Source organism: Longimicrobium sp. (genome assembly GCA_036377595.1).
Taxonomy (GTDB): domain Bacteria; phylum Gemmatimonadota; class Gemmatimonadetes; order Longimicrobiales; family Longimicrobiaceae; genus Longimicrobium.
In genome coordinates this window covers 52,120-75,981 of sequence record DASUYB010000017.1, presented here as the reverse complement: position 1 = coordinate 75,981, position 23,862 = coordinate 52,120, and the positions used below count along the sequence as shown (strand labels likewise).

Below are 23,862 nucleotides of genomic sequence, written 5' to 3'. Positions count from 1 at the left end.
CCCGCCTAACGGATGAGGTAGACCAGGGGGAAGATCACGATCCAGATCACGTCCACGAAGTGCCAGTACAGGCCCGCGATCTCCACGTTCAGCGTGCGCTCGGGGCCGATGCGGCCGCGCAGCGCCATCACCCCCAGCGTAATCAGGTAGATGATCCCCACCGTCACGTGCGCGCCGTGGAAGCCGGTCAGCACGTAGAAGGTACTGCCGAAGAGGTTGCTCCTCAGCGTCAGCCCCTCGTGGTAGAAGTGGGTGAACTCGAACACCTGGCACCCCAGGAAGATCGAGCCGCCCAGCGCCGTCATGAACAGCCAGAAGGCGTCCCACGGCTTGTTGCCGCGCTGCACGTTCCACAGCGCGAACACCATGGCCACCGAGCTCATCAGCAGGATGAAGGTGCTGAACGAGGTCAGGGGGATGTTCAGGATGCCGTGGAAGGCCTTCCCGTTGATCACCACGTCGTGCGGATAGGGCGGGTTGATGCTGCGCCCCTTGTACGCCATGTAGGTGGCGATCAGCGAGCCGAACAGCAGGCACTCGGAGCCGATGAAGGTCCAGAACGCCATCTTGCGGCTGTCCAGCCCGGTGCTGGTGTCGATGTGCGCCGGGCTGGCCGCGTGCGCGCTCATCGCGTGCGAAGAATCCATGACCGCAGAGGGTACAGGGTACAGGTTCCAGGGGACAGCGAGCCGGAGCGGGGCGGGGACGCCGTTTCGTGCCGTCCCCTGTTCCCTGTTCCCTGTCCCCTATCCGTTCAGTGCCCCGGCTCGAACGCCCAGGCGTAGATCGACACCACCGTGGTCGCGATGCCGGCAAACATCAGGTACCAGGCGTTGTGCCAGGCCGACGTCGCGGGCACCTGCCGGAAGATCAGGCCGATGAAGATGGCGCTGATCCCCGCCGCCAGCACGATGGGCCAGAACGACGGCGGCGGCAGGTGAATGCCCAGGTCGTGCGCGCTCATCTTGTTCTCGTCGTGCACGTCGCGCACCGCCGCCACCTGCGTGCCGGCGATGGTCACCTGCTCCGTCTCCTCCTCCACGCGCCCGTGCGGGATCCCCGCCTCCTTGGTGGGGTCGTCCTCCCACAGCGGCATGCGGCTGTGCACCACCGGGATCTCGCGGAAGTTGTAGGCCGGCGGCGGGCTGGGGATGCTCCACTCCAGCGTGGCCGCGCCCCACGGGTTCGGCCCCGCGATGCGCCCGCGCTTCCAGGCGGTGAACAGGTTGATGGCGAAGACCAGGGTCCCCAGCGCGATGATGAACGCGCCCACCGTCTCCGCCTGGTTGTAGGCGGTGAAGCCCTGCTCCGGCCCGTAGGTCCAGGTGCGGCGCGGCATCCCGAACATCCCCACGAAGTGCATGGGGAAGAAGGTCAGGTTCATCCCCACGAAGGTCGACCAGAAGTGGAACTGCCCCAGCTTCTCGTCCAGCAGCCGCCCGAAGACCTTGGGATACCAGTAGTACAGCGCCGCCCACAGCCCCAGCACCGTGCCCCCGAAGAACACGTAGTGTATGTGGGCCACGATGAAGTAGGTGTCGCTCTGCTGCAGGTCGCTGGGCGCGGAGGCGTGCATCACCCCGCTGATCCCGCCGATGGTGAACATGGCGATGAACGCCACGGCGAAGAGCATCGCGGTGGTGAAGCGGATGCTGCCGCCGTACAGCGTGCCCAGCCAGTTGAAGATCTTGATCCCCGTGGGGATGGCGATGAGCATGGTCGACAGCGAGAAGAAGCTGTCGGCGATGGGCCCCATCCCCGTGGCGAACATGTGGTGGCTCCACACGCCCCACCCCAGCCAGCCGATCAGCACGCCGCTGAACACCATCACGTTGTAGCCGAACAGCGGCTTGCGGCTGAAGGTGGGGAGCACCTCGGAGATCATCCCCATGATGGGGATGATGAGGATGTACACCTCGGGGTGGCCGAACATCCAGAACAGGTGCTGCCAGAGGAGCGGGTCGGCCCCGGCGCTCACCGTGTTGTAGAAGTTGGTGCCGAACAGCCGGTCGAACATCAGCTCGGTCACGGCGATGGTGAACACCGCCATGGCCGTCACGATCAGCACCGAGGTGATCAGCGTCATCCAGGTGAAGATCGGCATGCGCATCAGCCGCATCCCCGGCGCGCGCAGGTTGATGATGGTGATGATGAAGTTCAAGCTGGCGATGATCGACGACAGGCCGAGCACCTGCAGCCCCAGGACGTAGAAGTCCATGTGCATGCCCGGCGAGTACGGCAGCGTGGTGATGGGCGCGTACGCGAACCACCCCGAGTCGGGCGCGGCCTTCAGGACCCAGCCGAAGTTCAGGAAGAGCGAGCCGAACAGGAACAGCCAGTACGAGAGCGCGTTCAGCCGCGGGAAGGCCACGTCGCGCGCGCCGATCTGCAGCGGCACGATGAAGTTGAAGAACGCCGCCGTCAGCGGCATCAGCGCGCCGAAGATCATGGTCAGCGCGTGCATCGTGAACAGCGAGTTGTAGGTCTCGGCCGTCACGAAGTGGTTGTTGGGCACGAAGAGCTGCACGCGGATCATCAGCGCCTCGACGCCCGCCACCAGGAACCAGAGGAACGCGGTGACCCCGTACAGGATCCCGATCCGCTTGTGGTCCACGGTCGTGATCCAGCTCCAGAGCCCCGTGGGCTCGTAGTGGGCCACGGCCGGGGCGTGGGGTGCGGCAACCGTTGCTGTCGAAGCCATTCCTGCTCCATCGGTTCGGGCGCGCCGCTCGGGGCCTGGGCGCGCCGGATCGGGTCGTGCGCGCGGCGGGCTCGCTCCCCCGCCGCGCGTCCTGCGTGCTGTCCCGCGCCTACTGCAGCGACTGCAGGTAGGCGGAGATGTAGGTGATCTGCTGGTCCGTCAGGTTCAGGTTGGGCATCTTGGAGCCCGGCTTCACCGCGGGCGGGTCGGCCAGCCAGCGCCGCAGGTTCTCGGCGTCGTTCTCCACGATCCCCCCGGCCAGCGTGCGGCGGCGCCCGAAGTGGGTCAGCGCCGGCCCCACGTGCGCGTTCATGGCCGTGCCCTCGATGTAGTGGCACCCGGCGCAGGCGCCGGTGGTCACCAGCTGCTTGCCCAGCTGCACCGCCGAGTCGCTGGCCACCGGCTCCACCGCCGGGCGCGCCTCGTTGGCCAGCCACTGCTCGTAGCCGTTGCCGCTGTGGGCCACCATCCGCATGCGCATCAGCGAGTGGCTGGAGCCGCAGAACTCGGCGCACTGCCCGAAGTACACGCCGGCTTCCTCGGGCTTGAACACCAGGTGGTTGATGCGGTTGGGGATCAGGTCGCGCTTGCCCCCCATCTGCGGCACCCAGAACGAGTGCAGCACGTTGTCGCTCTTCAGCACCAGGTGCACCGTGCGGTCCACGGGAACGTGGATCTCGTTGGCGGTGACCACGGTGTCGCCGTTGGGCTGCGGATAGCGGAACTCCCACCACCACTGCTTGCCGATCACCTCGATGGTGACGGTATTCGGGGGCAGCGTGGAGGGGTCGGGCTGCGTTTCGAAGATGGCCTTCACGGTGGGGATGGCGATCACGGCCAGGATGATGGCCGGGATCAGCGTCCACGCCACCTCGAGGCGCGTGTTGCCGTGGATCTGCCTGGGCTCGGGCGCGCCGGGCTGGTAGCGGAACTTCCACAGGAAGTACACCAGCACCGCCAGCACCGCGATGCCCACGGCCACGCCCAGGTACAGCGACAGCATGAACAGCCTGTCGGTGATGCGGGCGTACTCGGTGGTGGGGTGGAAGACCGTCTGCGGATACTTGCGGACGTGGTCCTCGCCGCACCCGGCCAGCAGCAGCGGGACGGCGGCCATGCTGGCGCCGCGCGCCAGGCGCGCGAGGGCGGCGGCGGCGTCCCGGGGCGGTCCGGCGAGGGTCGCTCGTGACTTCATCGGCGGTGATCGTTTTCGGCGTTCGTCTGCGGCGCACGCGTCCGGCCCGCCCCCACGCCGGGTCCGGAAAACGGATGGCGGCGCGGGACGGGTCGTCGGAAGCCGGGCATTCTACCATTCCCGCCACCGGCACGCCAGACCTGCACGCGCGGGGACGCAAGCGCAGGGCCGCATCTGCTACAGGCGCCGCGTGCGCGCGGGAATGTACGCGGGGCGGCGTCCCACCGTCTGTGGGGAACGTCCGTACGGTGGTGTGGGGGGATGCCTGACGGGAAGTGCTGAGTGTGCCTGAGTGCTGAGTTGTTGGCGAATCGGTGGTCGGGTCGTCCGAGCATCCCACTCTCGTCACTGGCCACTTCGTCTGGCTATCTCTTTCGGCCTTTAAATTGCGTCATGTGTTTCCCCCGGATCGTCATCCGGTGCCGGTCGCGGTGCGCACCGGTGCCCTCACTGTGATCGGGATGATGCCCGTGAAACGCTCCGGTTATTTTACGTCCTGTTTGTGCCTTAACACGCCTGAACAGACCAGGACGTGTTGCTCTCCGACGGGCATTACTTTGGCCATGTGAAAACAGGGGCCGCGCCTCGCAGAGGGCGCGGCCGTTCGCGTCGGTCTCGCGAGGGCGCGACGACCGGCATCCATCCCCGCGCCCCGGAGGGCCCATGCGCAGCAAGCTCACGCTGAACCTAGAGCAACTGGCCGTCGACTCGTTCCAGACGACGGTGGCGGAGAAGCGGAAGGGCACCGTCTTCGGCGAGCAGTGCACCTGCTACACCAACTGCACGTGCCCGGGCTGCCCCACCTGCGCCGACACGTGCCCCAACACCTGCGCCTACACGTGCGACGACGACACGTGCGCGAACTGCACGGACCCGACGGGCTACAGCTGCGACGCAACCGGCTGCGACTGCTCTATCAACGCAACACGCTGCGGCGCTTACATCTGCCCCTGACGCTCGGCTGGCGGATGCTGTTCACGGCGGGTGCCACCCCGGTGCCCGCCAATCCCGGAAACGGAGGGTGAAGGACCGCTGTCGGCGCCAGACGGGGTGGAAGCGATGCATGATCGCGAGTTGTGGCGATGCCCGACGTGCGGGCGGCCGTTCGCGAACGTCAACCAGACGCATTCGTGCGTGGTCGCCTCCGTCGAGCAGCACCTGGCGGGGAAGGGTCAGCACGTGGTGGAGCTCTACCGGCGCTTCGCCGAGGCAGTGGCGGCGTGCGGGCCGGTGATCCTTGCGCCCGCCCGGACGCGCATCGGCTTCCAGGTGCGGATGATCTTCGCCGCGGTGACCGTGCGCGCGGACCGGCTGGACGCGCACGTGGTGCTGGCGCGGCGGCTGGAGCATCCGCGATTCACCCGCGTCGAGTCCATCTCGCCGCGCAACCACGTGCACCACTTCCGCATCCGCCACGCCGACGAGATCGACGCCGAGGTGGCCGCCTGGCTGCGCGAGTCCTACGCCGTGGGCGAGCAGAGGCACCTGGACTGAGCGCCGCGGCCCGAGGGCCGCGGCGCTCCGTCTCACGGCTTGCGGAGGCCGTCCGCGCACGCGTCGTCGGGCGGGTCGGCGGCGCCGTAATGGGCGCGCTCCAGCCGCGGCGTGCCGTTCGCGGGCAGCACCAGCGTGAACAGGTTGCCGTGCGCCGAGTCGCAGATGTCGGCCAGCGCGGGGCCGCCCAGCGCGGCGATGATCTTCGTGACGGTGTTGCTGTGGCCGACGACGAGCACGGTCTGGCCCGCGTGGCGCGTGCGGATCGACTGGGCTACGTCCGCGGCGTTGGCCTGCGCGTCGCGGGTCGCCGGCACCACTTCGGCGGTGATGTGCTGCGAGTCGGCGAGCGGGGCCGCGGTCAGCCGCGTGCGGCCGAGCTGCGTGGTGATGATCGCGTCGACGTGGCGGCCCTTCAGCAGCTGGTACAGGTCCCGCGCGCGCTGCTGGCCGGCCGGGCTCAGGGCGGGATCGGGGTCCAGCGGGTTGGAGGTGTCCTTCTCGCCGTGGCGGACGAGGATGACCGTGGTCTGCTGCGGCGCGGTGCTGCCCTGCGCATCGGCGCCGGTGCTCACCAGCGTGGCCGCAATCATCGCGGCGAGGACCGGCCGAAGGCTTCTCAACATCTTCTCCGTCATCTTGTTGCGAGATGGGGAATTGCGGACGTGCGACCGAATCCACGGCGGCACGCCGCGAGACTCGCGCAGGAAAAACATCTCTCCCGGCCAACGAATCTTCAAGGGCGGCTCACATCGAGACGTCCCGCTCCTCCACCTTCATCCCCCCCGCTGCCACGATGCCCACATCAGAGATCAACTCGCGCGAGTACAAGCTCCTGCTCAGCACCACGCGCTTCCACAACCGCGACGACGCGAGCAAGGAGTGGATGGGACTGGTTGCTCGTGTCATCGAACGCGCTGGCGGGACGCGACTCTCGCAGCAGGAGGTCGAGAATGAGAAGGCGTCGGGGAAACCTGAGCCTCCTGACAAGCTGGACGATGCCGATTTCGACGAGAAGCGGCGGTCCACATCGTTCCTCGACACGCGCGACAACGGCTTCCGCAACCAGGGCTGGATCCTGCGCGTACGCCAGAAGAAGAAAGACAAGCTGGATCTCACCGTGAAGTTCCGCTCTCCCGACCGGCTCCTCGCCGCCTCGAAGGACGCGTCGGCTACACAGGATGGGGATCAGAAGTTCGAGGAAGACATCGTCCCGCCGTTCACCAGCCAGTACTCACGTTCGAACACGCTCAAGGACCAGAAGGAGGAGATGCTGCCGAAGACCGTCGGCGAGGCTGCCGCGCTCTTCCCCGCGCTGCAGGACCTGAAGATCCTCGGCGAGACGGAGCTGGTACGCGTGGACGACTTGGTGGTGACGGAGGTGGTTCGGCACGTGGGCGGCTTCCGCTTCGGCAGCGGGCCGCGGCTGGAGATGAGCCACACCTTCTGGTACGTCATCGACGAGGACACGCAGAAGCACTACCCGATGGTGGCCGAGTTCTCGTTCGAGTTCGAAGCGAAGGACGGCGACTTCCCGCTGGAGACGGTGAGGGGCGCGAGCGAGGTCTACCGCGAGCTGCAGGCGCAGGCCGGATGGCTGGACGTCGCCGGCACCACGAAGTCCGCGATCGTCGCTGGCGGCGTGTAGCCCCTCCGTCGACGCATCAAGACGCGGGGCCCGCGGCAGGATCGCCGCGGGCCCCGTCTCCATCACCCTCCGCCGCTCAGCGCGTTTCGGCGGCGGAGTAGAGGGAGTTGAACAGGAACCGGAACGTGCCGTACGGCTGGGCGCGGAAGGTGATCTCCGGGCCGAAGAGGAACAGCTTGCCGCGGCCCACGTCCGCCTCGGCGGCGGCCACGCCGTTGTTCAGGTACTGCTGCCCCCACGCCCACCCGCTGCGCAGCGGCCGCTCGCTGTCGAACCAGGCGATGCGGCGCACGCCCCTCGCGGCCGCGTCGGGGCCCAGGCGCATCACCGGGCTCTCGTCGAACATCACGTCCACGTGGTCTTCCATCCCCCACGCGGCGGGCTGCGACGGGTCCACCGCCACGCGCAGGATGGAGCCGGGGATGTAGAACTTCTCGTTCGGCAGGTGCCGCTCGGTGCCGTCGGCCGCGCGCTCCACCAGCGCGTCGGTCACCGGCAGCCCCAGGTGCCGCGCCAGCGCCGTCGACCCGCCGACGGTGACGATCGTCCCCCCGTTCTCCAGGAACGCCTTCAGCTGCGGCACCGTCCGGGCGACGGTGACGTTGCCGAGCTGGTTCCGGTACTCGGCGGGGACGCTCGCCGGGTCGGGCATCCCCCCGAACCCGCCGCCGCCGCCGCCCTGCCGGTCGGCCGCGGGGATGCCGCCGTCCACGAACACCAGCACGTCGTACTTCGCGTTCAGGTTCCCCGCGTCGAGCTCGGGCGCGTACACCACCTGGTAGGGGAAGCGGAACTGCTCGAAGATCCAGCGCGTCCACCCGCTGGGCATCGACCCGCCGTAGCGGTCCCACAGGCCGATGCGCAGCCGGTGCAGCGGCCTCGACCCCGACGGCGCGCGCTGCACCGCCTGGAAGTCCACCCCCAGCTCGCGCGCCAGCGCGTCGATGCTGTCGTGCCTCGCCCGGGCGTTGGCCGCCACGTAGAAGTCGCCCGCGCGGGGGCCGTCGCCCGCTCCGCCCGTCTCCACGCGTCGCACCTCGGCGCCCATCGCCAACAGGCGGTTCACCGCCTCGAACGACTCGAGCTGCCGCGGCGAGAACGCGTATCCCGCCGGCGTCCAGCGCGGGTTGAAGACGCGCCCCGGGGGGTTCGGAAGGTTCCACGCCGTCACCCGCTCGAACGGGCCGGTGAAGCCCTCCATCACCCGGTCGAACTTCACCCCCATCTGGTACGCCAGCGTCCACCCCGCCACGTCGTACGGCGGGATCGGCGGGCCGCCGGGATAGAGGAAGTCGTTCGGGTGGTCCTGCGGCTCGAACATGTCCAGCACGTGCGGGCGGAAGGGCTGGTCCGTCTTCACCACCAGCGATCCGGCCGGGTACGTCTTCCCCGCGACGGTGAACGAGGAGGTAGCGCGCATCACCTCGATCCCGTTCTCCAGCAGCGTGTTGACGAACTTGGTCGCCGTGGCGAAGTCGGGCTGGTCGGCGGGGATCACGTAGCCGCGCGCGTCGCGCCACTCGGGGCGGTGCAGGAGGGCCAGCAGGCGGCGCGACTCCTCGGGGTTCGGCGCGCCCTGGAACTGGCCGCCGGGCACCATCACCGCGTTGGGCCCCGCCGTCCCCCGGCGCGCGCGCAGCGAGTCGGCCACCTGGTCCAGCCGGCTGGGATAGGTCGTCCAGTTGTCGCGGCTGCCGCGGGCGATGGAGTTGGCCCCCATCCGCCAGATGCGGTACAGGAAGGTCTCGCGGTAGCGGCTGGCCACGTCCATCACCGCGTAGTTCGCCGTCACCGAGTAGTCGATGGACTGCCGGAAGTGCCAGCGCTGCGGCTCGATGGGGTACGGGAGATCCGCCCGCGGCAGCTGCTGGTTCACCACGAAGGGGATGTCCATCGGCGTGGGGTTGCCGATGGTCTCCGTCAGCAGGCCGACCATGTTGTGGAAGTAGGCCGTGGTCCGCAGCCCGCCGTTCCACCAGGTCGAGTAGCTCGACCCCTTCCGCATGGTCACCCCCGGCTTCCCTTCGGCCTCGAAGCGCGAGTGCATGGCCGCGCCCACCAGGTCGATCTCCACGGGGATGATGGGGTCGTACACGTAGTTGAACGGGTCGCGGAAGGGCGGCGCGAACATCACCGTCCCCGTGGGCCCCGTCTGGTGGTGGTTGTAGACGATCTGCGGGAACCACTGCGTGTACATCACCCGGTTCATGTTCTCCGTCTCCGGCTGCGTGGAGGCGTAGAAGTCCCGGTTGTTGTCGTGGCCGATGTACTTCTGGTAGAGCCGGGGGAGCCCGTTGAGCGTGCGCTTGTTCGGGTCGGGGTCGCGCATGTACCAGTTGGAGACCAGCTCCATCCCGTCCGGGTTCGCGTGCACGAACAGGACGATGCAGTCGTTCAGGATGCGCGTCGTCTCGGGGTCGCTGCGCGAGACCAGCTGCCAGAGCGTCTCCATCAGCTGCTGCGCGCCCAGCACCTCGCTGGCGTGCAGCCCGCCGTCGATCCAGACGATGGCCTTCCCCTCGCGCGCCAGCTGCCGGGCCTGCAGCGAGTCCACCCCGCGCGCGTGCGCCAGCCGCTCGGCGATCTGCCGGTAGTGCTCGACGTTGCGCAGGTTCTCGGGGCTGCTGACGATGGCCATGTACTGCGTGCGCCCCTCGGCCGTGCGGCCGATGTCCACCAGCTTCATCCGGTCGCTCTGCTGCGCCAGCTTCTGCCAGTAGGCCACCAGCTGCGTGTAGTTGGGCAGCTGATAGTCGGCGCCGATCTCGTGGCCGAACTGCTCCTGCGGGGTGGTGAGACGAGACTGCGCGTGCAGCCCGGACGCGGCCAGCACGACCGCGGCCGCCGCGGCGCGGAAGGCTCTCGGCATCGGCTCTCCTCGGGGATGGGTCACGCGCGGGCCGCCGTACGCTGTGTACGGGCCGGCGGGCCGCGCCGATGGGTGACGGGGAGGTCTGTGTGCGCGTAGAATCGAACGCGTGTTTCCCGGTGTCAAGGAACGACACCGGAACCGGTGATTCGGTTAGGATCCACCCCCGGCGATCTTTTTGTCTCACGCGGAGGCGCGGAGACGCGGAGAACTCAGTTGCCGCCGCCGAGTTTCTCCGCGCCTCCGCGTCTCCGCGTGAGATTCTTTGGGGGATTGGGATCAGCCGCCGAGGGCCTGCAGCTCGTCGGATTCGACGATGCGCACGCCGGTGAAGCGCTCGCGCGCGAGCCGCACCATCGCGGCGGCGACGGCGCGCGCGTCAATCGCGCGGTACTTCCGCAGCGGGCCCAGCAGGAGCGGCGAAAGCAGCGGCATCACCTTCTGCGCGATGGCCTCGCTGCGGCGGCGCTCGGTGCGTTCGCCCAGGATCAGCGACGGGCGCGCGAACAGCACCCCGGCGAACGGAAGCGCGGCCACGTCCCGCTCCACCTCGCCCTTCACGCGGTTGTAGAAGATGCGCGACCCGGCGTCCGCCCCCAGCGCGGTGACGAGCAGGAAGCGCGTCGCCCCGCGCTCGCTCGCCAAGCGCGCCGCCGCGACGGGATAGTCGTGGTCCACGCGCAGGAACGCCTCCTGCGAGCCCGCCTTCCGGATCGTCGTCCCCAGGCAGCAGAACACGTCGTCCGCGGCGAACACGTCCGCCGCCTCGTCCAGCCGGTCGAAGTCGGCCACGCGCTGCTCCAGCTTCGCGTGCTCGCGATGGATCGTCCGACGCCCGACCACGGTCACGCGCGACCAGGCGTCATCCCCCAGCAGCAGGTCGACGCAGTGGCCGCCGACGAGTCCCGTCGCGCCGAGCACCAGCGCCGTCCGCGGCTTCGCAGTCCCGTCCAATCGCCCCTCCCGGTGGTGAGGTGTCAGGGCAGACGCTCGATCAGGCGCATGGCGTCGAAGGGCGCGTGCACCTTGGCGTCGTTGTCGAAGTAGACGTACACGTCGCGCCCCGTGGCGACATCCCCGGCGCGCGGGGCCACGCACGTCGCGTCGGCGGGCTGGCAGCCGCGCCGCCACTCGCGGATGCGCGCGGCCCACCAGTCCAGCTGCTCGTCGCTGTAGCCGCTGGCGTAGAGCTGCTCGGCACCGTGCAGGCGGATATAGATGAAGTCCGCCGTGACGTCCTCGGCATAGGGCCAGCGCCCCGCCGTGTCGGCGAACACCAGCGCCGCATTGTGCTCGCGCAGCAGGGCGACGAACTCGGGGCCGAGGAAGCCCGGGTGGCGGATCTCGAACGCGTGGCGCACGGGCATCGCCACCTCGGCCTCCGTCCACGCGCGGCCGTCCAGGCGGTGGTCGTGGCGCCTGGCGATCTCCGCCGCCTCATCCGTCGACTTCGGCAGCGCCTCCAGGAACCGGGCGAAGCGCTCCAGGTCCGCCGGCATCCGCTCGGGAAACTGCCAGAGGACGGGCCCCAGCTTCTCGCGCAGCCGCAGCACCCCCGACGCGAAGAAGTTGGGGAGCGCCGTCTCCACGTTGCGCAGCTTGAGCATGTGGGTGATGAAGCGGCTCCCCTTCACCGCGAACACGAAGCCGGGCGGCGTCTCGTCGTACCACTTCTCGTAGCTCGACGGGCGCTGGAGGGAGTAGAACGAGCCGTTGATCTCGATGGAGTCCATCTTCCGGCTGGCGTACTCCAGCTCCCGGCGGTGCGCCAGCCCCTCGGGATAGAATACGCGCCGCCACCCGGGATACGTCCACCCCGAGATCCCCACGAACCTCCGCCCCACCCCGCGCGCCCGCTTCGCCATCCGCCTCTCCGCTCGCGATCCGGCGGCGCAGCCTTGCAGGTTCGGGTCCGCAGTGTTGTGTCCGGGCGCGATCCGGGGCTAACGTGAGTCGTCGCGCACCCCCGGATCCGGAGCCGATGACGGACTCGCCGCAGCCGCACGCCGTGATTCTCGCCGGGCCGAACGGCGCGGGGAAGAGCACGCTGGCCCCGCGCCTGCTCGTCGGCGCGTTCGAGGTCGGCACGTTCGTGAACGCGGACGTCATCGCCCAGGGGCTGGCCGGGTTCGATCCCGCCTCGGCCGCGATGCAGGCCGGCCGCATCATGCTAGCGCGGCTGGACGAGCTCCGCCGCGCACGCGCCGACTTCGCGTTCGAGACCACGCTCTCCGGCCTCGCGCATCGCCGCACCCTCGAGCGCCTCCGCGCCGACGGCTATGCCATCCACCTGTTCTATTTGTGGGTGCCTTCCGCCGAGTTCTCCGTTGAGCGCGTCACTACCCGGGTGCGGCTCGGAGGCCATGCTGTCCCGCCTGAGGACGTACGGCGGCGGTACAATCGCAGTATCGACAACTTCCGCGAGGTGTATCGGTGGGCCGTGACCGATTGGATGGTGTACGATGCGACGAGAGCGAATTCCGGCCGCCTGGCTCCCGTCGCACTTGGCGTGGGTGATGCGGCCTGCCAGATTCTGAAAGCAGGTGACTGGGCGACGCTAGTAGCGCCGCCCGCAAGGAAGCACAGGAGGTGATCGTCATGGGAGCGAAGCGCGCAGGGAAGGACATCGAAGCGGTGATCCGCGACCGCTCGGCGATTGACGAGGCATTCGGTCTCGCGTTTGGCGATGCCGTCCGGCGGCACCGCGCGGGGGGCGTACCGATGGTCCTTTGGCGGAACGAGAGGATCGAGCACGTCGATCCCTGGGAGATCAAGCTCCCCGGCGAGCCGGGCTACACGGAGGAAGACGCCTGACGCGGCCTTACTCCGCCGCTTCCCCCACTCCCTCCTCCTTCGCCGCCGGCCCACGCTCCTCGTAGACGCCGGCGCGCTTCAGGTACTTCACCACCTCGATGGCCATGGCGCGCAGGAAGCCGGCCTCGCGCGCGTCCACGTCGGCGCGGCGGACGAGCTCGCGCAGGGTGCGCATCACGCTCTCGCTGTTGCGCGTCTTGAAGAAGTCGATGGCCCAGAGCGCGCGCTCCATGTCGTCGAACACCACCCGCAGCAGCTCGACGGTGGGCGGCGGCGCGTCGCGGCGGGGCGGCTTGAACGGCAGCGCGGTGCCGGCGGCCGCCATCCACAGCTCGTACGCCATCAGCAGCACCGCCTGCGCCAGGTTCAGCGACGCGTGCTCCGTCGTGGGGATGATGCAGGTGCGGTGGCAGAGGTCGAGCGCCTCGTTGCTCAGCCCCTTGTCCTCGCGCCCGAACAGCAGCGCGATCGGCCCCGACGCCTCCTCGCCGGACGGCGACGTGACGCGCGCGAGCAGCTCGGGCGCGAGGTCGCGCGGGCGGGCCACGGCGCGCTTGGCGCGGCGCTCGCGCGCGGTCATCCCGATCACGTACGAGCAGTCGGCCAGCGCCTCGTCGAGCGTGTCGAAGATCTCCGTGCACGCCACGATGTCCTTGGTGTCGTGCGCGATCCCCTCGATGCGATAAGGGTCCCACAGCGCGGGGCTGACCAGGCGCAGGCGCGTCAGACCGAAGTTCTTCATCGCCCGGATGGTGCCGGCGATGTTCACGTAGTCCTGCGTCTGCCACAGGACCACCACGATCCCCTCCAGCGCCTGCCTCGCCTGCTCGATCTGCGGGTTGATCTCCTGCCCGGTCTCGCTCATCTCATCTGTCATCCGTGATTAAACCGCACCTCCACGCGGCCGCCGCCCCGGAGGCCCCCCTCCCCGCGCTTCGCGCGACCCTCCCCCCAAAACCGACTGGGGGGAGGGTGAAGAAACGCGCACCCCGGAGCGGCTGCCCCGGGGTGCATCATTCTGGCCGCGCCGCTCGCCCGTGCGCCAGAGCCTAGCCGACGTACTCCTCGCCGGCGTCGCGGCGGGGGCGCTGGCGCTGGTCGGCGCCCGGGCCGGCGTCGAAGCCGCCGCCCACGCGCGCGGACATGCGGCCCAGCAGCACGCGGGCGGCGCGCACGTCGTGGCCCACGTCGATGAACAGCAGCGTCAGGTCGCTGGCGCCCCAGAGGACCGCCGCCAGCACCGCGCCCTGCAGGATCTCCAGGATCAGCGGCAGGAGCGCGCTGGGGCCCTCCATCACCAGCGCCGCCACGATCTCGGCGGTGAGGGCCACGATCACCACCATCGCCACGATCTTGAACAGCCGCGCGACGTACTGGAGGCCGATGTACGGCTCGGTGTCCTCCGCGCGGATGGCGGAGGGGTCGCGGCGGGCGCGCGCGACGCGATCCTCGTCCGTCTCCTCGTCGTCGGCGGGCCAGATCTCGCGGTCGCCCGCCGTGGGCGCGGGGCGAAACTTCGCCTGCTCGCCGCCCAGCCCGCGGACGGGCTCACCCCCTGCTCCGTACGCCGGATCTCCCATCCCGCCCGGCCGCGGCTCGTCGTCGCGCATCAACCCCTCCTCCGCCTCATTCGAGTCCGTATCGAACCTCCGCCCGCACCGCAGCCGGGTTGAGATCCCGGCAATCCATCTCCATCCAGATCGATGTCATCCCGAGGGAGGCGCCGCACCGAAACCGCGTCCTGCCCGGATCTCCAGCGCCGACCGAAGGATCTACTCGCGCCGCGACCAACGTCCGCCCGTTGCGCAGATCTCCTGCCGCGTCGGCAAGATCCTTCGGGCGCGGCGGATTCGGAGCACTCCGCGCTTCCCGTCTCCGCGCCCTCAGGATGACATTGCTGTCGCGCCCGCCCGATCTCCCGACCGTCACGCCCAGCGCTGGGGGACGAACAGGTCCGCGTCGGTGATTCCGATGCGGCGGGCGGTCTCGGCCGCCCAATCGAGCGCCGCCACCTGCCGCTCGCTGTGCCCGTCGCTTCCCAGCGAGAACCGGACCCCGGCGTCCTTGGCCTTGCGCAGCAGCCGGTCGTGCGGCAGCCGGTAGCGGTTGCTGATCTCCAGCGCCACCCCGCCGCAGCGCAGCGCCTCGACGTAGCGGTCCTCGCGCTCCTCGGTCCACCACGCGTGCACGTCCGGCTCCAGCTCCGTGAACGCGGCGGGGATGAAGGTCGAGTGCGCCGCGATCTGGATCGGCATGGTGCGGACCATGTCGCAGAGATTCGCGGCCAGGATCTCCATCAGCCGCTGCGGCTCCGCGTCCCACGGCGCCGGCAGCGTCTCCCACCAGGGGGATGCGGTGGACCCGTCCGGGAGCCAGAACCCGTGGTTCGAGCCGATGCGGTAGTCGAAGCGCCGCATCACCTCGTCCGGCAGGTCGCGCCAGAGGGTGTCGCACCAGCAGAACTCGGCCGAGCGGAACACCGGCGCCCCGTCGAGCGCGTCGAGGTAGCGCTCCACCTCGCCGCGCGTGCGGACGAACAGCTCGTGGCGCGTGGAGACGTGGTCGGCGATCCCCACCTGTACCCCGCGACGCTCCGCCACCTCCACCACCTGCTCCAGCGTCAGGTGGCCGTCGGACATCACCGTGTGGCAGTGCAGGTCCTGCCGGCCCAGCAGCGAGCCGTCGCCGGTCGCGCTCACCGCGCCCCCGCGGCGGCCGGCGCGGCGCCCACCTTCTCGCGGTACGCGGCCTCGGCGTCCTGCAGCGCGCGCCACCCCGCCTGCCCCTCGGGGCCCAGCATGGAGACGGGGACGCGGCGGGTCGGCCAGGGCGCCAGCGGGTGATCCGCGGGACCGTGGTAGAGCGCCATCGTCGCGTCCACGATCTCCTCCACCGCCCGCTGCCGCGCCGCCGGGGCGATGCGGTTGAGCGAGACGACGGTCCGGAGTGCGCCGCGGGCGAAGGCGTCCGCGAGGAAGTTGGCGTACTCGCGCCGCCGCGCCTCGGGCTCGGCGCGGCCCGCGCGCTCCAGCAGCCCGCGCAGCGCCGGCGCGTCGGTCGTCAGCCCGCGCTCCAGCAGCGCGCTGGCGACCAGCGTCCACGTGCTGTCGTCCGCCGCCGGCGCCAGCGCGCGGTCGAGCCGCGTCAGCAGCGTCGCCGTCCCCAGCCGCGCCATCGGGTTGCGGAAGACGCGCGTCGTCGTCCCCCGCCGCGCGCGGGTGAAGCGGGCCACGCTGTCCGGCTGCTCGCCCAGCACCTCGGCCTGGCCCACGATCACCACCGGCGTTCCCACCTGCACGTCGTGGAAGAGGCGGAGCGCGTTGGCGTTGGAGAGGCGGATGCACCCGTGGCTCACCCGGCGCCCCAGCAGCTCCGGCTTGTCGGTGCCGTGGATGGCGATCTCGTCGCCCAGGAACACAGCCGCCGCGCCCAGCCCGCCCTCCTCCTTCCGCGCCGGCGAGTCGGCGGAGGGGACGGGGAGCTTGTTCTCGTGGTACCACCAGTCCGGCCGGAACCACGGAGGATTGAGCTGCTTGAACTGCACGTAGCGCGTGCCTGTGGGCGTGGTGAACTGCCACGCGCGCCCGGGGGTGGAAAGGCGGAAGCCGGTCCCCGTTCCCACCGGCGCGCGCCAGAGCACGCGCTGGCCGTCCATGAAGCGCAGCTCGTTGCGCTCCACGTCCACCACCACGTAGCGGTGGTCGGGGCGCACGGGCGGGCGCAGAGGGTCGATGGCGGCCGGCTTCTCGGGCGCCGGCTCGGGCATGGCGACGACGGGCGCGCGGCCGGCGCACGCGGCCAGCGCCAGCGCCAGCAGGGTCGGCGCGAGCGCGCGGGCGCCGGTGCGGTGGATCATGCGGATCATGCGTGTGTCCCAGGGGGCTGCGTGCAGCGCAACTTCAAGCCGGGTTGCAACCTGCGTACCCACATCCTCCGCGCGGGTTCGGCCATCCCGGTTCTCACGCGGAGGCGCGGAGACACGGGGAACGGCCATGCACCTCCGCGTCTCCGCGGCTCCGCGTGAGGCTGAAACGAAGCCGGTCCCGCGCCGAAGCAGCGGGACCGGCCTCCGTCTCGTTCCGCTCCAGCGGACGTCAGCTCTGCGCGACCGCGCGGGCCGGGAGCGTGATCGTCGGCGTGGGGATGGCGGCCAGCGACGCGGGCGACGGCAGCACCGGGAAGGTGCTCAGGAACCACGCGTACGAGGCCAGGAACAGCCCCGCGAAGCCCAGCGACACGCCGATCTCCGTCAGCCCGAAGGGCGCGTGCTCGCCCGTCCACACGCTGGGCACGGTGATCAGGTAGCGCTCCAGCCAGTGGCCGATCACCACGATCGTGCTCACCCCCGCCAGCACCCCACCCGCCTTCTTGGGCGCGCGCGGCAGCAGCGACAGGAAGGGGAAGACGAAGATGCACCCCACCGCGATCTCCGTCAGCACCGCGAACTGGGGATGGAAGCGCTGGACGAAGAACTCCTGCTCGTGCGGCAGCTGCCCGTACCAGATCACCACGTACTGCGACCAGTTCACGTACATCCAGAACACCGCGTACGCGAAGATCAGCTTCCCCAGGTCGTGGTACTGCGCCGGGGTGATGTACTCCTCGAGCTTCAGCTGCCGCCGCAGCAGCACCATCGCGATGGCGGTGAACGCCAGCCCCGAGTGGAAGGCGCTGACGATGAAGGTCACCGGGAACATGGTGCTGAACCAGTGCGGCAGCATGGTCATCGCCTGGTCGATCCCGATCATCCCCCAGATCAGCGCGAACAGGAGCGCCGTCACCACGCCCAGGCGCAGGCTGATCCTGCGCGAGCGCAGCGCCTCCTCGCCCACGCCGCGCCAGGTGCCGCCGGTGAACCAGCCGTAGATCGAGGGCCCCTTCGCCTCGTGCAGGTCCACGCGCAGCATGTGGTAGCCGAACCACCCCATCAGCCCGTACAGCACCAGCAGCCCCACCACGTCGCGCGCCAGCATCCCCGTGGGCGAGAGCCACGCGGCCTTGGCGGAGAGGATGGGATCGCTGTCCACCTTCCCCCACCAGTGCTCGAACCAGACCGGGCGGCCGGGGAGCTTCAGGAGGAAGAGGACGAAGGAGATGGGGAGGAACGCCAGCCCCGCGAGGGCCAGCCGGCGGATCGACCAGCTCCAGCGCGAGTTGGTGAGTTGCTGCGAGATGGCGAAGACGACCAGCCCGGTCGCCAGCGACGACCAGAACAGCCAGTTGAAGTGCACCGCCAGCCAGGCCCGCTCGGCGGCCTCGTGGTCGCCGCCCAGGCCGATCACCGCCGCCACGATGCCGACCAGCACCAGCAGGGCGATGGCGCCCCACGCGGCGCCCGGCACGGCCAGCCGCCGGAAGGGCACGCGGGCGGGAAAGTCTCCGTTATGCGCCATTTCGGTCTCTCTCTAGATCAAGGCGCCGCCGGCGCGGGCGCCGGGGCGGGTGCGGGCGTCGTCGACGGCGGGGCGGTGGCCGGCGCCGGGGCCGGCGTCGCGCCCGCCGGGGCAGCCGTCGCCGGGGCGGCCGGAGCCGCACCGGCGCGCTGCGGCGCCTGGCCCGCGCGGGCCTGCAGCGCGCGCACGTACTCCACCACCGCCCAGCGGTCCGCCTCGGTCAGCCGCGGGCCGTAGGGCGGCATCAGCCCCCGCCCGGCGGCCACCACCGCGTAGACGTAGCCGTCGGACTTGGCCGCGGTGACCTGCCCGTTGATGGCGGGCGCGCCGGGGAAGCGGCTGTACATCTGCCCGTTCGCGCCCTTCGCCGGCTGCACCACGGGGCCGTTCCCCGCGCCCTCGGGGCCGTGGCAGACGTAGCAGTTGTTCTGGAACACCACCTGCCCGCGCGCCAGCACCGGCGCCGGCGCGCCCCCGGAGTACGGGTTGCGCAGCGTGGCGGCCACGGAGTCCAGCTTGTCGCTGGTGAAGTGCGCGGGCGTGACCCCCATCGGGCTTTCCGACGGCACCGCGTTGGGCGCCGGCAGCCGCGGCATGGCGTACGGATCGGGGATCACGCTGCGGCGCATGTTGGCCAGCTGCGGCACCTTGCCGCTGGCCACGTCGAGGTCGTAGCCCGCCCAGTCGGTGCACGCCGCCAGCCCGAAGGTCGACAGCGCCACCACGGCGAGCCGCTCAGCGGTGGTCAACCAGCACCTCCTCCGACCCCGCGTCGGTCATGATCTGCTGCACGGCGTCGTAGCGGTCGCGCGGGGCGTGCGCGAACACGCCGAAGTTTCCGCCGGTGAACGAAGGATGGAACATGGGCGCCTCGGGCGGGCCGATGTGCGGCAGCCGGCCGAGCAGGAACAGCCCGGCCACCGTCGACAGCGCGCCGATCAGAATGGTCAGCTCGAACATGATCACGCTGAAGGCGGGGAGCGAGATGATCTCCTTCCCACCCACGATCAGCGGCCAGTCGATGGAGGTCCAGGTGGCCAGCGCGGTGCCCGCTGCGGTGCCGGTGAAGGCGCCCGTCAGGGTGAAGATCCGGACCGGGCTCTCCGGCGTCTCCATGGCCTCTTCCAGCTCGTGGCGCGGCGTGGGGGCGTAGGTGGTGACCTCGTACCCCTCGCGCCGGAGCCGGCGGATGGCGTCGGTGGCGGTGTCCAGGTGGGCGAACACGCCCAGCACGCCCGTGCGAAGCTTGCTCATAGGCTCGGTGTCAGGCGTAGTAGCCGGTCGGATAGTGCTCTACCTGCGTGCCGCTGGCGTCCACGTTGGCGGCGTGCTCGTCGCCGTGCACGTGCCGCATGGGCGGCGGCAGCACCTCCTTGATCTCCGCGATCGACAGGCCCGGGAGGTAGCGCAGGAAGAGCAGGAACCACATGAAGAACCACCCGAAGCTCCCCATCAGGATCGACGCCTCGACCCAGGTGAGGTGGTAGTTCATGAACTTCCACGGCTCGTAGCTGTGGGCCAGCGACGGCACGATGATCACGAAGCGCTCCCACCACATCCCGATGTTCACGAACATCGCGATCAGGAAGAACGCGTTCAGGTTGCGCCGGAAGCTGGGGATCCAGAGCAGCTGGGGGATGATGGCGTTGAAGGTGATCATCGACCACCCCGCCCACCAGTAGTCGCCCGTCACCCGGTCCCAGAACACCCCGCGCTCGAACAGCTCGCCCGAGTACCAGGCCATGAAGTACTCCATCCCGTACGCGTACCCCACGATGCACGAGGTGAGCAGGAGGAGCTTGGCCAGCCGGTCGTAGTGCGTCTCGGTGAAGTAGGCGCCCAGGCCGAAGATCCGGTGCACCGGCACCATGATCGTCACCACCATGGCCACGCCGGAAAGGATGGCGCCGGCCACGAAGTAGGGGGCGAAGATCGTGGTGTGCCACCCGGGAACGATGGAGACCGCGAAGTCCCACGACACCACCGAGTGCACCGAGAGCACCAGCGGGGTCGCCAGGGCCGCCAGGAAGAGGTACGCGCGGGTGAAGTGCCGCCACTCGCGGTCCGTCCCCCGCCAACCCAGGGCCAGGATGGAGTAGACCTTCTTCCGCATCGGGTGCGTGGCCGTGTCGCGCGCCGCCGCGATGTCGGGGATCAGGCCGATGTAGAAGAACACCGAGCTCACGGTCAGGTAGGTGGTGACCGCGAACACGTCCCAGAGCAGCGGCGAGCGGAAGTTGGGCCACAGGTGCCGCTGGCTCGGCAGCGGCAGGAGCCAGTAGAAGAACCAGGGCCGGCCGATGTGGATGATGGGGAAGAGCGCGGCGGTGAGCACCGCGAACACCGTCATCGCCTCGGCGAAGCGGTAGATGGACTGCCGCCAGGGCGCCCGGAACAGGTACAGGATGGCGGAGATCAGCGTCCCCGCGTGGCCGATGCCGACCCAGAACACGAAGGTGGTGATGTAGACGCCCCACCCCACCGGGTTGGTCAGCCCGCTCATCCCCAGGCCGAACCAGATGTTGTGCAGCTCGGCCACCACCATCAGGCCGACGAAGAAGATCGCCGTGCCCAGCAGCGCCAGGTACCCCTTCCCCGGCTTGGTCAGCAGCCGGTTGGCGTCGCGGTTGACCTGCTCGTAGCTCGCGACTTCGGGGTGGAAGGCCGACCTCACCACGGTCGGCGCCGTTTCGGTCGCCATCTCAGTGCCCTCCAGGCTGCTGGACGCCGGCCTGCGGCGTGTGCTCGGTACCGCCCATCTCCGCGCGCTCCTCGGCCTCGTGGCTGGTGTTGCGCGGCTGGTGCAGCGTGACCTTCTTCAGGTAGACGATGGCCGTCTGCGTGTTCAGCTCCTCCAGCGCGCGGAAGCCGCGATTCGACGTCGACGCGCGGGCCACCGCCGAGTTGGTGTCGCGGATGTTGCCGAAGGTGAAGACCTCCGTCGGGCACACCTGGGCGCAGGCGGGCACGATCTCGCCGTCGCGCACGTGGCGCCCCTCCACCGCCGCGCGCCGCTCACCCTCGTGGATGCGCTGCACGCAGAAGGTGCACTTCTCCATCACGCCCTTCTCGCGCACGGTCACGTCCGGGTTCAGCTGCCAGTTCATCGGCTCGGCGAACTCGTAGGTGAACCAGTTGAAGACGCGCACCTTGTACGGGCAGTTGTTGGCGCAGTAGCGCGTGCCCACGCAGCGGTTGTAGACCTGCCCGTTCAGCCCGTCGGGCGTGTGGTACGCCGCGTATACCGGGCACACCGGCTCGCACGGCGCGTTGTTGCAGTGCTGGCAGAGCATGGGCAGGAAGCGCACGTCGTCCGTCGCCGTGTCGGCGTACGCCTCCTGGTCGTCCTGCCCCACGCCGAAGTAGCGCTCGATGCGCAGCCAGCTCAGCTCGCGCCCGCGCTTCATCTCGGTGGGGCCGACCACGGGGATGTTGTTCTCGGCGCTGCAGGCCACGGTGCACGCCGAGCAGCCGATGCAGCGCGACAGGTCCACCGACATCGCCCAGCGCACGTTGCCGGGGAGGTACTGGCCGTACTCCGATCCCGGGGTGGGATAGCCGCCCGCCGGGTCCGTCGTGGTGGGGACGGGCTTGAAGCCGCCGTTCCCCTTCAGCTCCTCGATCCTCTGCTCCTGCCCGGGGATGATCCCCGGCCCCTGCGCGTCGGCGCGCTGCAGCGCGGCCAGCGACACGGCCTGCGCGATCTCGCGGTCGTGCTGGATGCGCACGCCGTTCTCGTACAGCCCCTGGAAGCGCGGCCCCGCGCCTTCCCCCGTCGCGCGGAGCGACACCTTTACCGCGTAGTGGGCGAAGGCGCCGGTGGCGGAGTCGACCGTGCCGCCCAGCAGCTTCATCGGGTTGGCGCCGCGGCCGGCCGTCCAGCGGCCAAAGCCCTCGTGCCCCATCCCCATCTGGATGGCGACGGCGTCCTCGCGCACCCCCGGCCACACGTAGGCGGGAAGCTGGATCCTGCCGTAGCGCGACTGCACCTCCAGCACGTCGCCCTGCACGATGGAGAGCCGCCGCGCCGTGGCGGGATGGACCTCCACCCACATGTCCCACGGCACCTTGGTCACCGGGTCCGGCAGCTCCAGCAGCCAGGGCCGGTTCGCGTTGCGGCCATCGAAGAAGCGGTAGCTCGGGTACACCACCAGCGTGTACTCGCCCGACCCCTCGAACGCCGGCGCCGCGCCGGCCGGAGCAGCGGGAGCCGGAGCCGGGGTCGCCGGAGCCGGCTGGGTCCCCGCCGCGGCGGGCTGCGCCGCGGCGACGGCGCCGGCGGCCGGCGCCGGGTTGCCACCGACGGTGCCCGCGACGGAGAAGATGCCGCCGGCCTTCAACACGTCGCGCCAAGCGGAGCCGCTCGCGCGGCCGGCCCAGTTGGCCACCAGGTAGTCGTAGTAGGTCTTCGCCCCGCCGGCCGCGCCGGGGAGGGCGAGGTTGAGCCGCGCCGCGATCGCCAGCAGGACGTCGCCGACCTGCTTGGTGTTGAAGACGGGACGCATCGCGGGCTGCACGATGGAGGTGACGCCGTCGCGCGGCGCGTAGTCGTCCCAACTCTCCAGGAAGTGGCTCTGCGGGAGGATGAAGTTGGCCGCGCGCGCCGTGTCGTCGGGGAACGACGAGAAGGAGACGCGCACCGGCACCTTCTTGAGCGCCTGGGCGAACTGCAGCCCGCCGGGAAGGGTGAACGACGGGTCCGACGCGTCGATCAGCAGCACGCGGACTTGGCCGGCCGCCATCTGCCGGACGAGCTCGACCACCGGGCGCATGTCCGCCGGGCGGGTGGCCGCCGGGGCCGCGCCGCCGCGGTTCAGCCGCGCGACCGCCGCCTCGAGCGCCGCGCCGCCGGTGGAGCGGAGCGCCGCGCCGGGGCCCATCGCCACCGTCCGCCGCGACTCGCGCACCCACTGGATCGCGGTCTCCAGCTTCCGCGCGTCCACCCCCGCCTGGCCCGCGGCGCCCGTGTTGCCGGAGGCGAGCGCGTCCGCCACCATCGCCTCCGTCCCCGGGCGGCAGGAGAGCCAGAGGTCGGCGTTCAGCCCGGTGAGCGGACGGTGCGGGCCCACCCAGATGAACCGCCCGCGCGTGCCGCCCTTCTTGTAGGCGTGCATCTGCGCGAACTGGTACGCGTAGTCGACCGGCGACCCCCAGGTTTCCAGGAAGTCGGCGCCGAACGAGACGATCAGGTCGGCCGTGGCCAGGTCGAGGTTGCGCGGCGCGTCCTCGAGCGGCGCGTACACCACGCGGCGCGCCCCGATGGCGGCGGTGAACTCGTCCGCCAGCCGCGCCATCGTCCCCGTGTAGTTGCCGGTGAGGAAGACGACGGAGCCGCGCGGCGCGGAGTAGATCTGCGCCGCCACCTGCTCCTCGGCCACGCTCCACGAGACGTTGCGCGGCGTGCCGCCCACGTCGCTCTCGATGAGCATGGGGCCCTGGTAGCGGTCGGGGTGATAGAGCCCCTGCACCGAGGCCTGCCCGCGCGCGCAGGTGTTGCCGTGCGACACCGGGTGACCGGGGTTCCCCTCGATCTTGGTGACGCGCCCCTCGTGCGTCTCCACCTGGATGCCGCACCCGGCCGGGCATTCGCGGCAGGTGCTGGCGTAGAAGGTGGCCGTGCCGGGGACGATGTCTTCGGGCGGCACCACGTAGGGGATGAGCCTGTCCGCCGCCTGCGTGCCGCACCCGACGGTCGCGACCCCGGCCCCGGACACGCCCAGGACCTTCAGGAAGTCGCGTCTCTTCATT

General features: G+C 70.2%; 21 protein-coding genes. 5 read left to right on the top strand and 16 right to left on the bottom strand.

Features of this window, described 5'->3' with window-relative positions; genetic code table 11:
* Positions 1-5 precede the first annotated feature (5 nt).
* The 3 genes from VF092_03045 to coxB form a co-directional block, all read right to left on the bottom strand.
* The gene (locus tag VF092_03045; GenBank protein HEX6746266.1) at positions 6-629 is read right to left on the bottom strand and encodes a cytochrome c oxidase subunit 3; all 624 of its coding nucleotides are present in this window, start codon (positions 627-629) and stop codon (positions 6-8) included.
* A gap of 125 nt (positions 630-754) precedes the next feature.
* Complete coding sequence (ctaD, locus tag VF092_03040) at positions 755-2,701, bottom strand: cytochrome c oxidase subunit I (protein ID HEX6746265.1); 1,947 nt, start codon at positions 2,699-2,701, stop codon at positions 755-757.
* A 109-nt stretch (positions 2,702-2,810) separates the two neighbouring features.
* Positions 2,811-3,896, bottom strand: a complete 1,086-nt coding sequence (gene coxB, locus VF092_03035; protein HEX6746264.1) for a cytochrome c oxidase subunit II — start codon at positions 3,894-3,896, stop codon at positions 2,811-2,813.
* 663 nt (positions 3,897-4,559) lie between these two features.
* Here coxB and VF092_03030 point away from each other — a divergent pair.
* Entirely contained in the window at positions 4,560-4,850 is a 291-nt protein-coding gene (locus VF092_03030) for a hypothetical protein (GenBank protein ID HEX6746263.1), read from the top strand.
* A 105-nt stretch (positions 4,851-4,955) separates the two neighbouring features.
* On the top strand, positions 4,956-5,390 hold the full coding sequence (locus tag VF092_03025; GenBank protein HEX6746262.1) for a DUF5655 domain-containing protein: 435 nt from the start codon (positions 4,956-4,958) through the stop codon (positions 5,388-5,390).
* Between the two features lie 32 nt (positions 5,391-5,422).
* Here VF092_03025 and VF092_03020 read toward each other — a convergent pair whose 3' ends face one another.
* The gene (locus VF092_03020; protein ID HEX6746261.1) at positions 5,423-6,013 is read right to left on the bottom strand and encodes a phosphoglycerate mutase family protein; all 591 of its coding nucleotides are present in this window, start codon (positions 6,011-6,013) and stop codon (positions 5,423-5,425) included.
* 173 nt (positions 6,014-6,186) lie between these two features.
* Between VF092_03020 and VF092_03015 the strand changes: the two genes are divergently transcribed.
* Complete coding sequence (locus VF092_03015) at positions 6,187-7,038, top strand: hypothetical protein (protein ID HEX6746260.1); 852 nt, start codon at positions 6,187-6,189, stop codon at positions 7,036-7,038.
* A 76-nt stretch (positions 7,039-7,114) separates the two neighbouring features.
* Here the strand turns inward: VF092_03015 and VF092_03010 are convergent, their stop codons facing one another.
* The 3 genes from VF092_03010 to VF092_03000 all read right to left on the bottom strand — a co-directional run bounded on the left by VF092_03010 (position 7,115) and on the right by VF092_03000 (position 11,772).
* A complete protein-coding gene (locus tag VF092_03010) occupies positions 7,115-9,907 on the bottom strand; it encodes a M14 metallopeptidase family protein (protein HEX6746259.1) in 2,793 nt (930 codons plus the stop codon).
* A gap of 279 nt (positions 9,908-10,186) precedes the next feature.
* Complete coding sequence (locus tag VF092_03005) at positions 10,187-10,861, bottom strand: NAD-dependent epimerase/dehydratase family protein (protein ID HEX6746258.1); 675 nt, start codon at positions 10,859-10,861, stop codon at positions 10,187-10,189.
* 23 nt (positions 10,862-10,884) lie between these two features.
* On the bottom strand, positions 10,885-11,772 hold the full coding sequence (locus VF092_03000) for a DUF72 domain-containing protein (protein HEX6746257.1): 888 nt from the start codon (positions 11,770-11,772) through the stop codon (positions 10,885-10,887).
* Between the two features lie 116 nt (positions 11,773-11,888).
* On the opposite strand from VF092_03000, the gene VF092_02995 reads away from it, so the two are divergent.
* Positions 11,889-12,500, top strand: coding sequence for a zeta toxin family protein (locus tag VF092_02995; protein ID HEX6746256.1), 612 nt, complete (start codon positions 11,889-11,891; stop codon positions 12,498-12,500).
* On the top strand, positions 12,497-12,721 hold the full coding sequence (locus VF092_02990; protein HEX6746255.1) for a hypothetical protein: 225 nt from the start codon (positions 12,497-12,499) through the stop codon (positions 12,719-12,721). The genes VF092_02995 and VF092_02990 overlap by 4 nt, the downstream gene beginning before the upstream one ends.
* Before the next feature lie 7 nt (positions 12,722-12,728).
* Here VF092_02990 and VF092_02985 read toward each other — a convergent pair whose 3' ends face one another.
* The 9 genes from VF092_02985 to VF092_02945 all read right to left on the bottom strand — a co-directional run bounded on the left by VF092_02985 (position 12,729) and on the right by VF092_02945 (position 23,861).
* Positions 12,729-13,586, bottom strand: a complete 858-nt coding sequence (locus VF092_02985) for a TrmJ/YjtD family RNA methyltransferase (protein ID HEX6746254.1) — start codon at positions 13,584-13,586, stop codon at positions 12,729-12,731.
* 184 nt (positions 13,587-13,770) lie between these two features.
* Positions 13,771-14,331, bottom strand: coding sequence for a hypothetical protein (locus VF092_02980; GenBank protein ID HEX6746253.1), 561 nt, complete (start codon positions 14,329-14,331; stop codon positions 13,771-13,773).
* Positions 14,332-14,646: 315 nt separating this feature from the next.
* Positions 14,647-15,420 carry a hypothetical protein gene (locus VF092_02975; protein HEX6746252.1) on the bottom strand — a complete coding sequence of 258 codons (774 nt, stop codon included), beginning with the start codon at positions 15,418-15,420 and terminating at the stop codon, positions 14,647-14,649.
* Positions 15,417-16,586, bottom strand: coding sequence for a L,D-transpeptidase (locus VF092_02970; protein HEX6746251.1), 1,170 nt, complete (start codon positions 16,584-16,586; stop codon positions 15,417-15,419). Before VF092_02970 ends, VF092_02975 begins: the two co-directional genes overlap by 4 nt.
* A 229-nt stretch (positions 16,587-16,815) precedes the next feature.
* Positions 16,816-18,114, bottom strand: a complete 1,299-nt coding sequence (locus tag VF092_02965; protein ID HEX6746250.1) for a hypothetical protein — start codon at positions 18,112-18,114, stop codon at positions 16,816-16,818.
* 17 nt (positions 18,115-18,131) lie between these two features.
* The gene (locus tag VF092_02960) at positions 18,132-18,863 is read right to left on the bottom strand and encodes a cytochrome c (GenBank protein ID HEX6746249.1); all 732 of its coding nucleotides are present in this window, start codon (positions 18,861-18,863) and stop codon (positions 18,132-18,134) included.
* A complete protein-coding gene (locus VF092_02955; GenBank protein HEX6746248.1) occupies positions 18,850-19,368 on the bottom strand; it encodes a DUF3341 domain-containing protein in 519 nt (172 codons plus the stop codon). Before VF092_02955 ends, VF092_02960 begins: the two co-directional genes overlap by 14 nt.
* Positions 19,369-19,378: 10 nt before the next feature.
* Entirely contained in the window at positions 19,379-20,815 is a 1,437-nt protein-coding gene (gene nrfD, locus VF092_02950; GenBank protein ID HEX6746247.1) for an NrfD/PsrC family molybdoenzyme membrane anchor subunit, read from the bottom strand.
* A 1-nt stretch (position 20,816) separates the two neighbouring features.
* Complete coding sequence (locus tag VF092_02945) at positions 20,817-23,861, bottom strand: 4Fe-4S dicluster domain-containing protein (GenBank protein ID HEX6746246.1); 3,045 nt, start codon at positions 23,859-23,861, stop codon at positions 20,817-20,819.
* Position 23,862 lies beyond the last annotated feature (1 nt).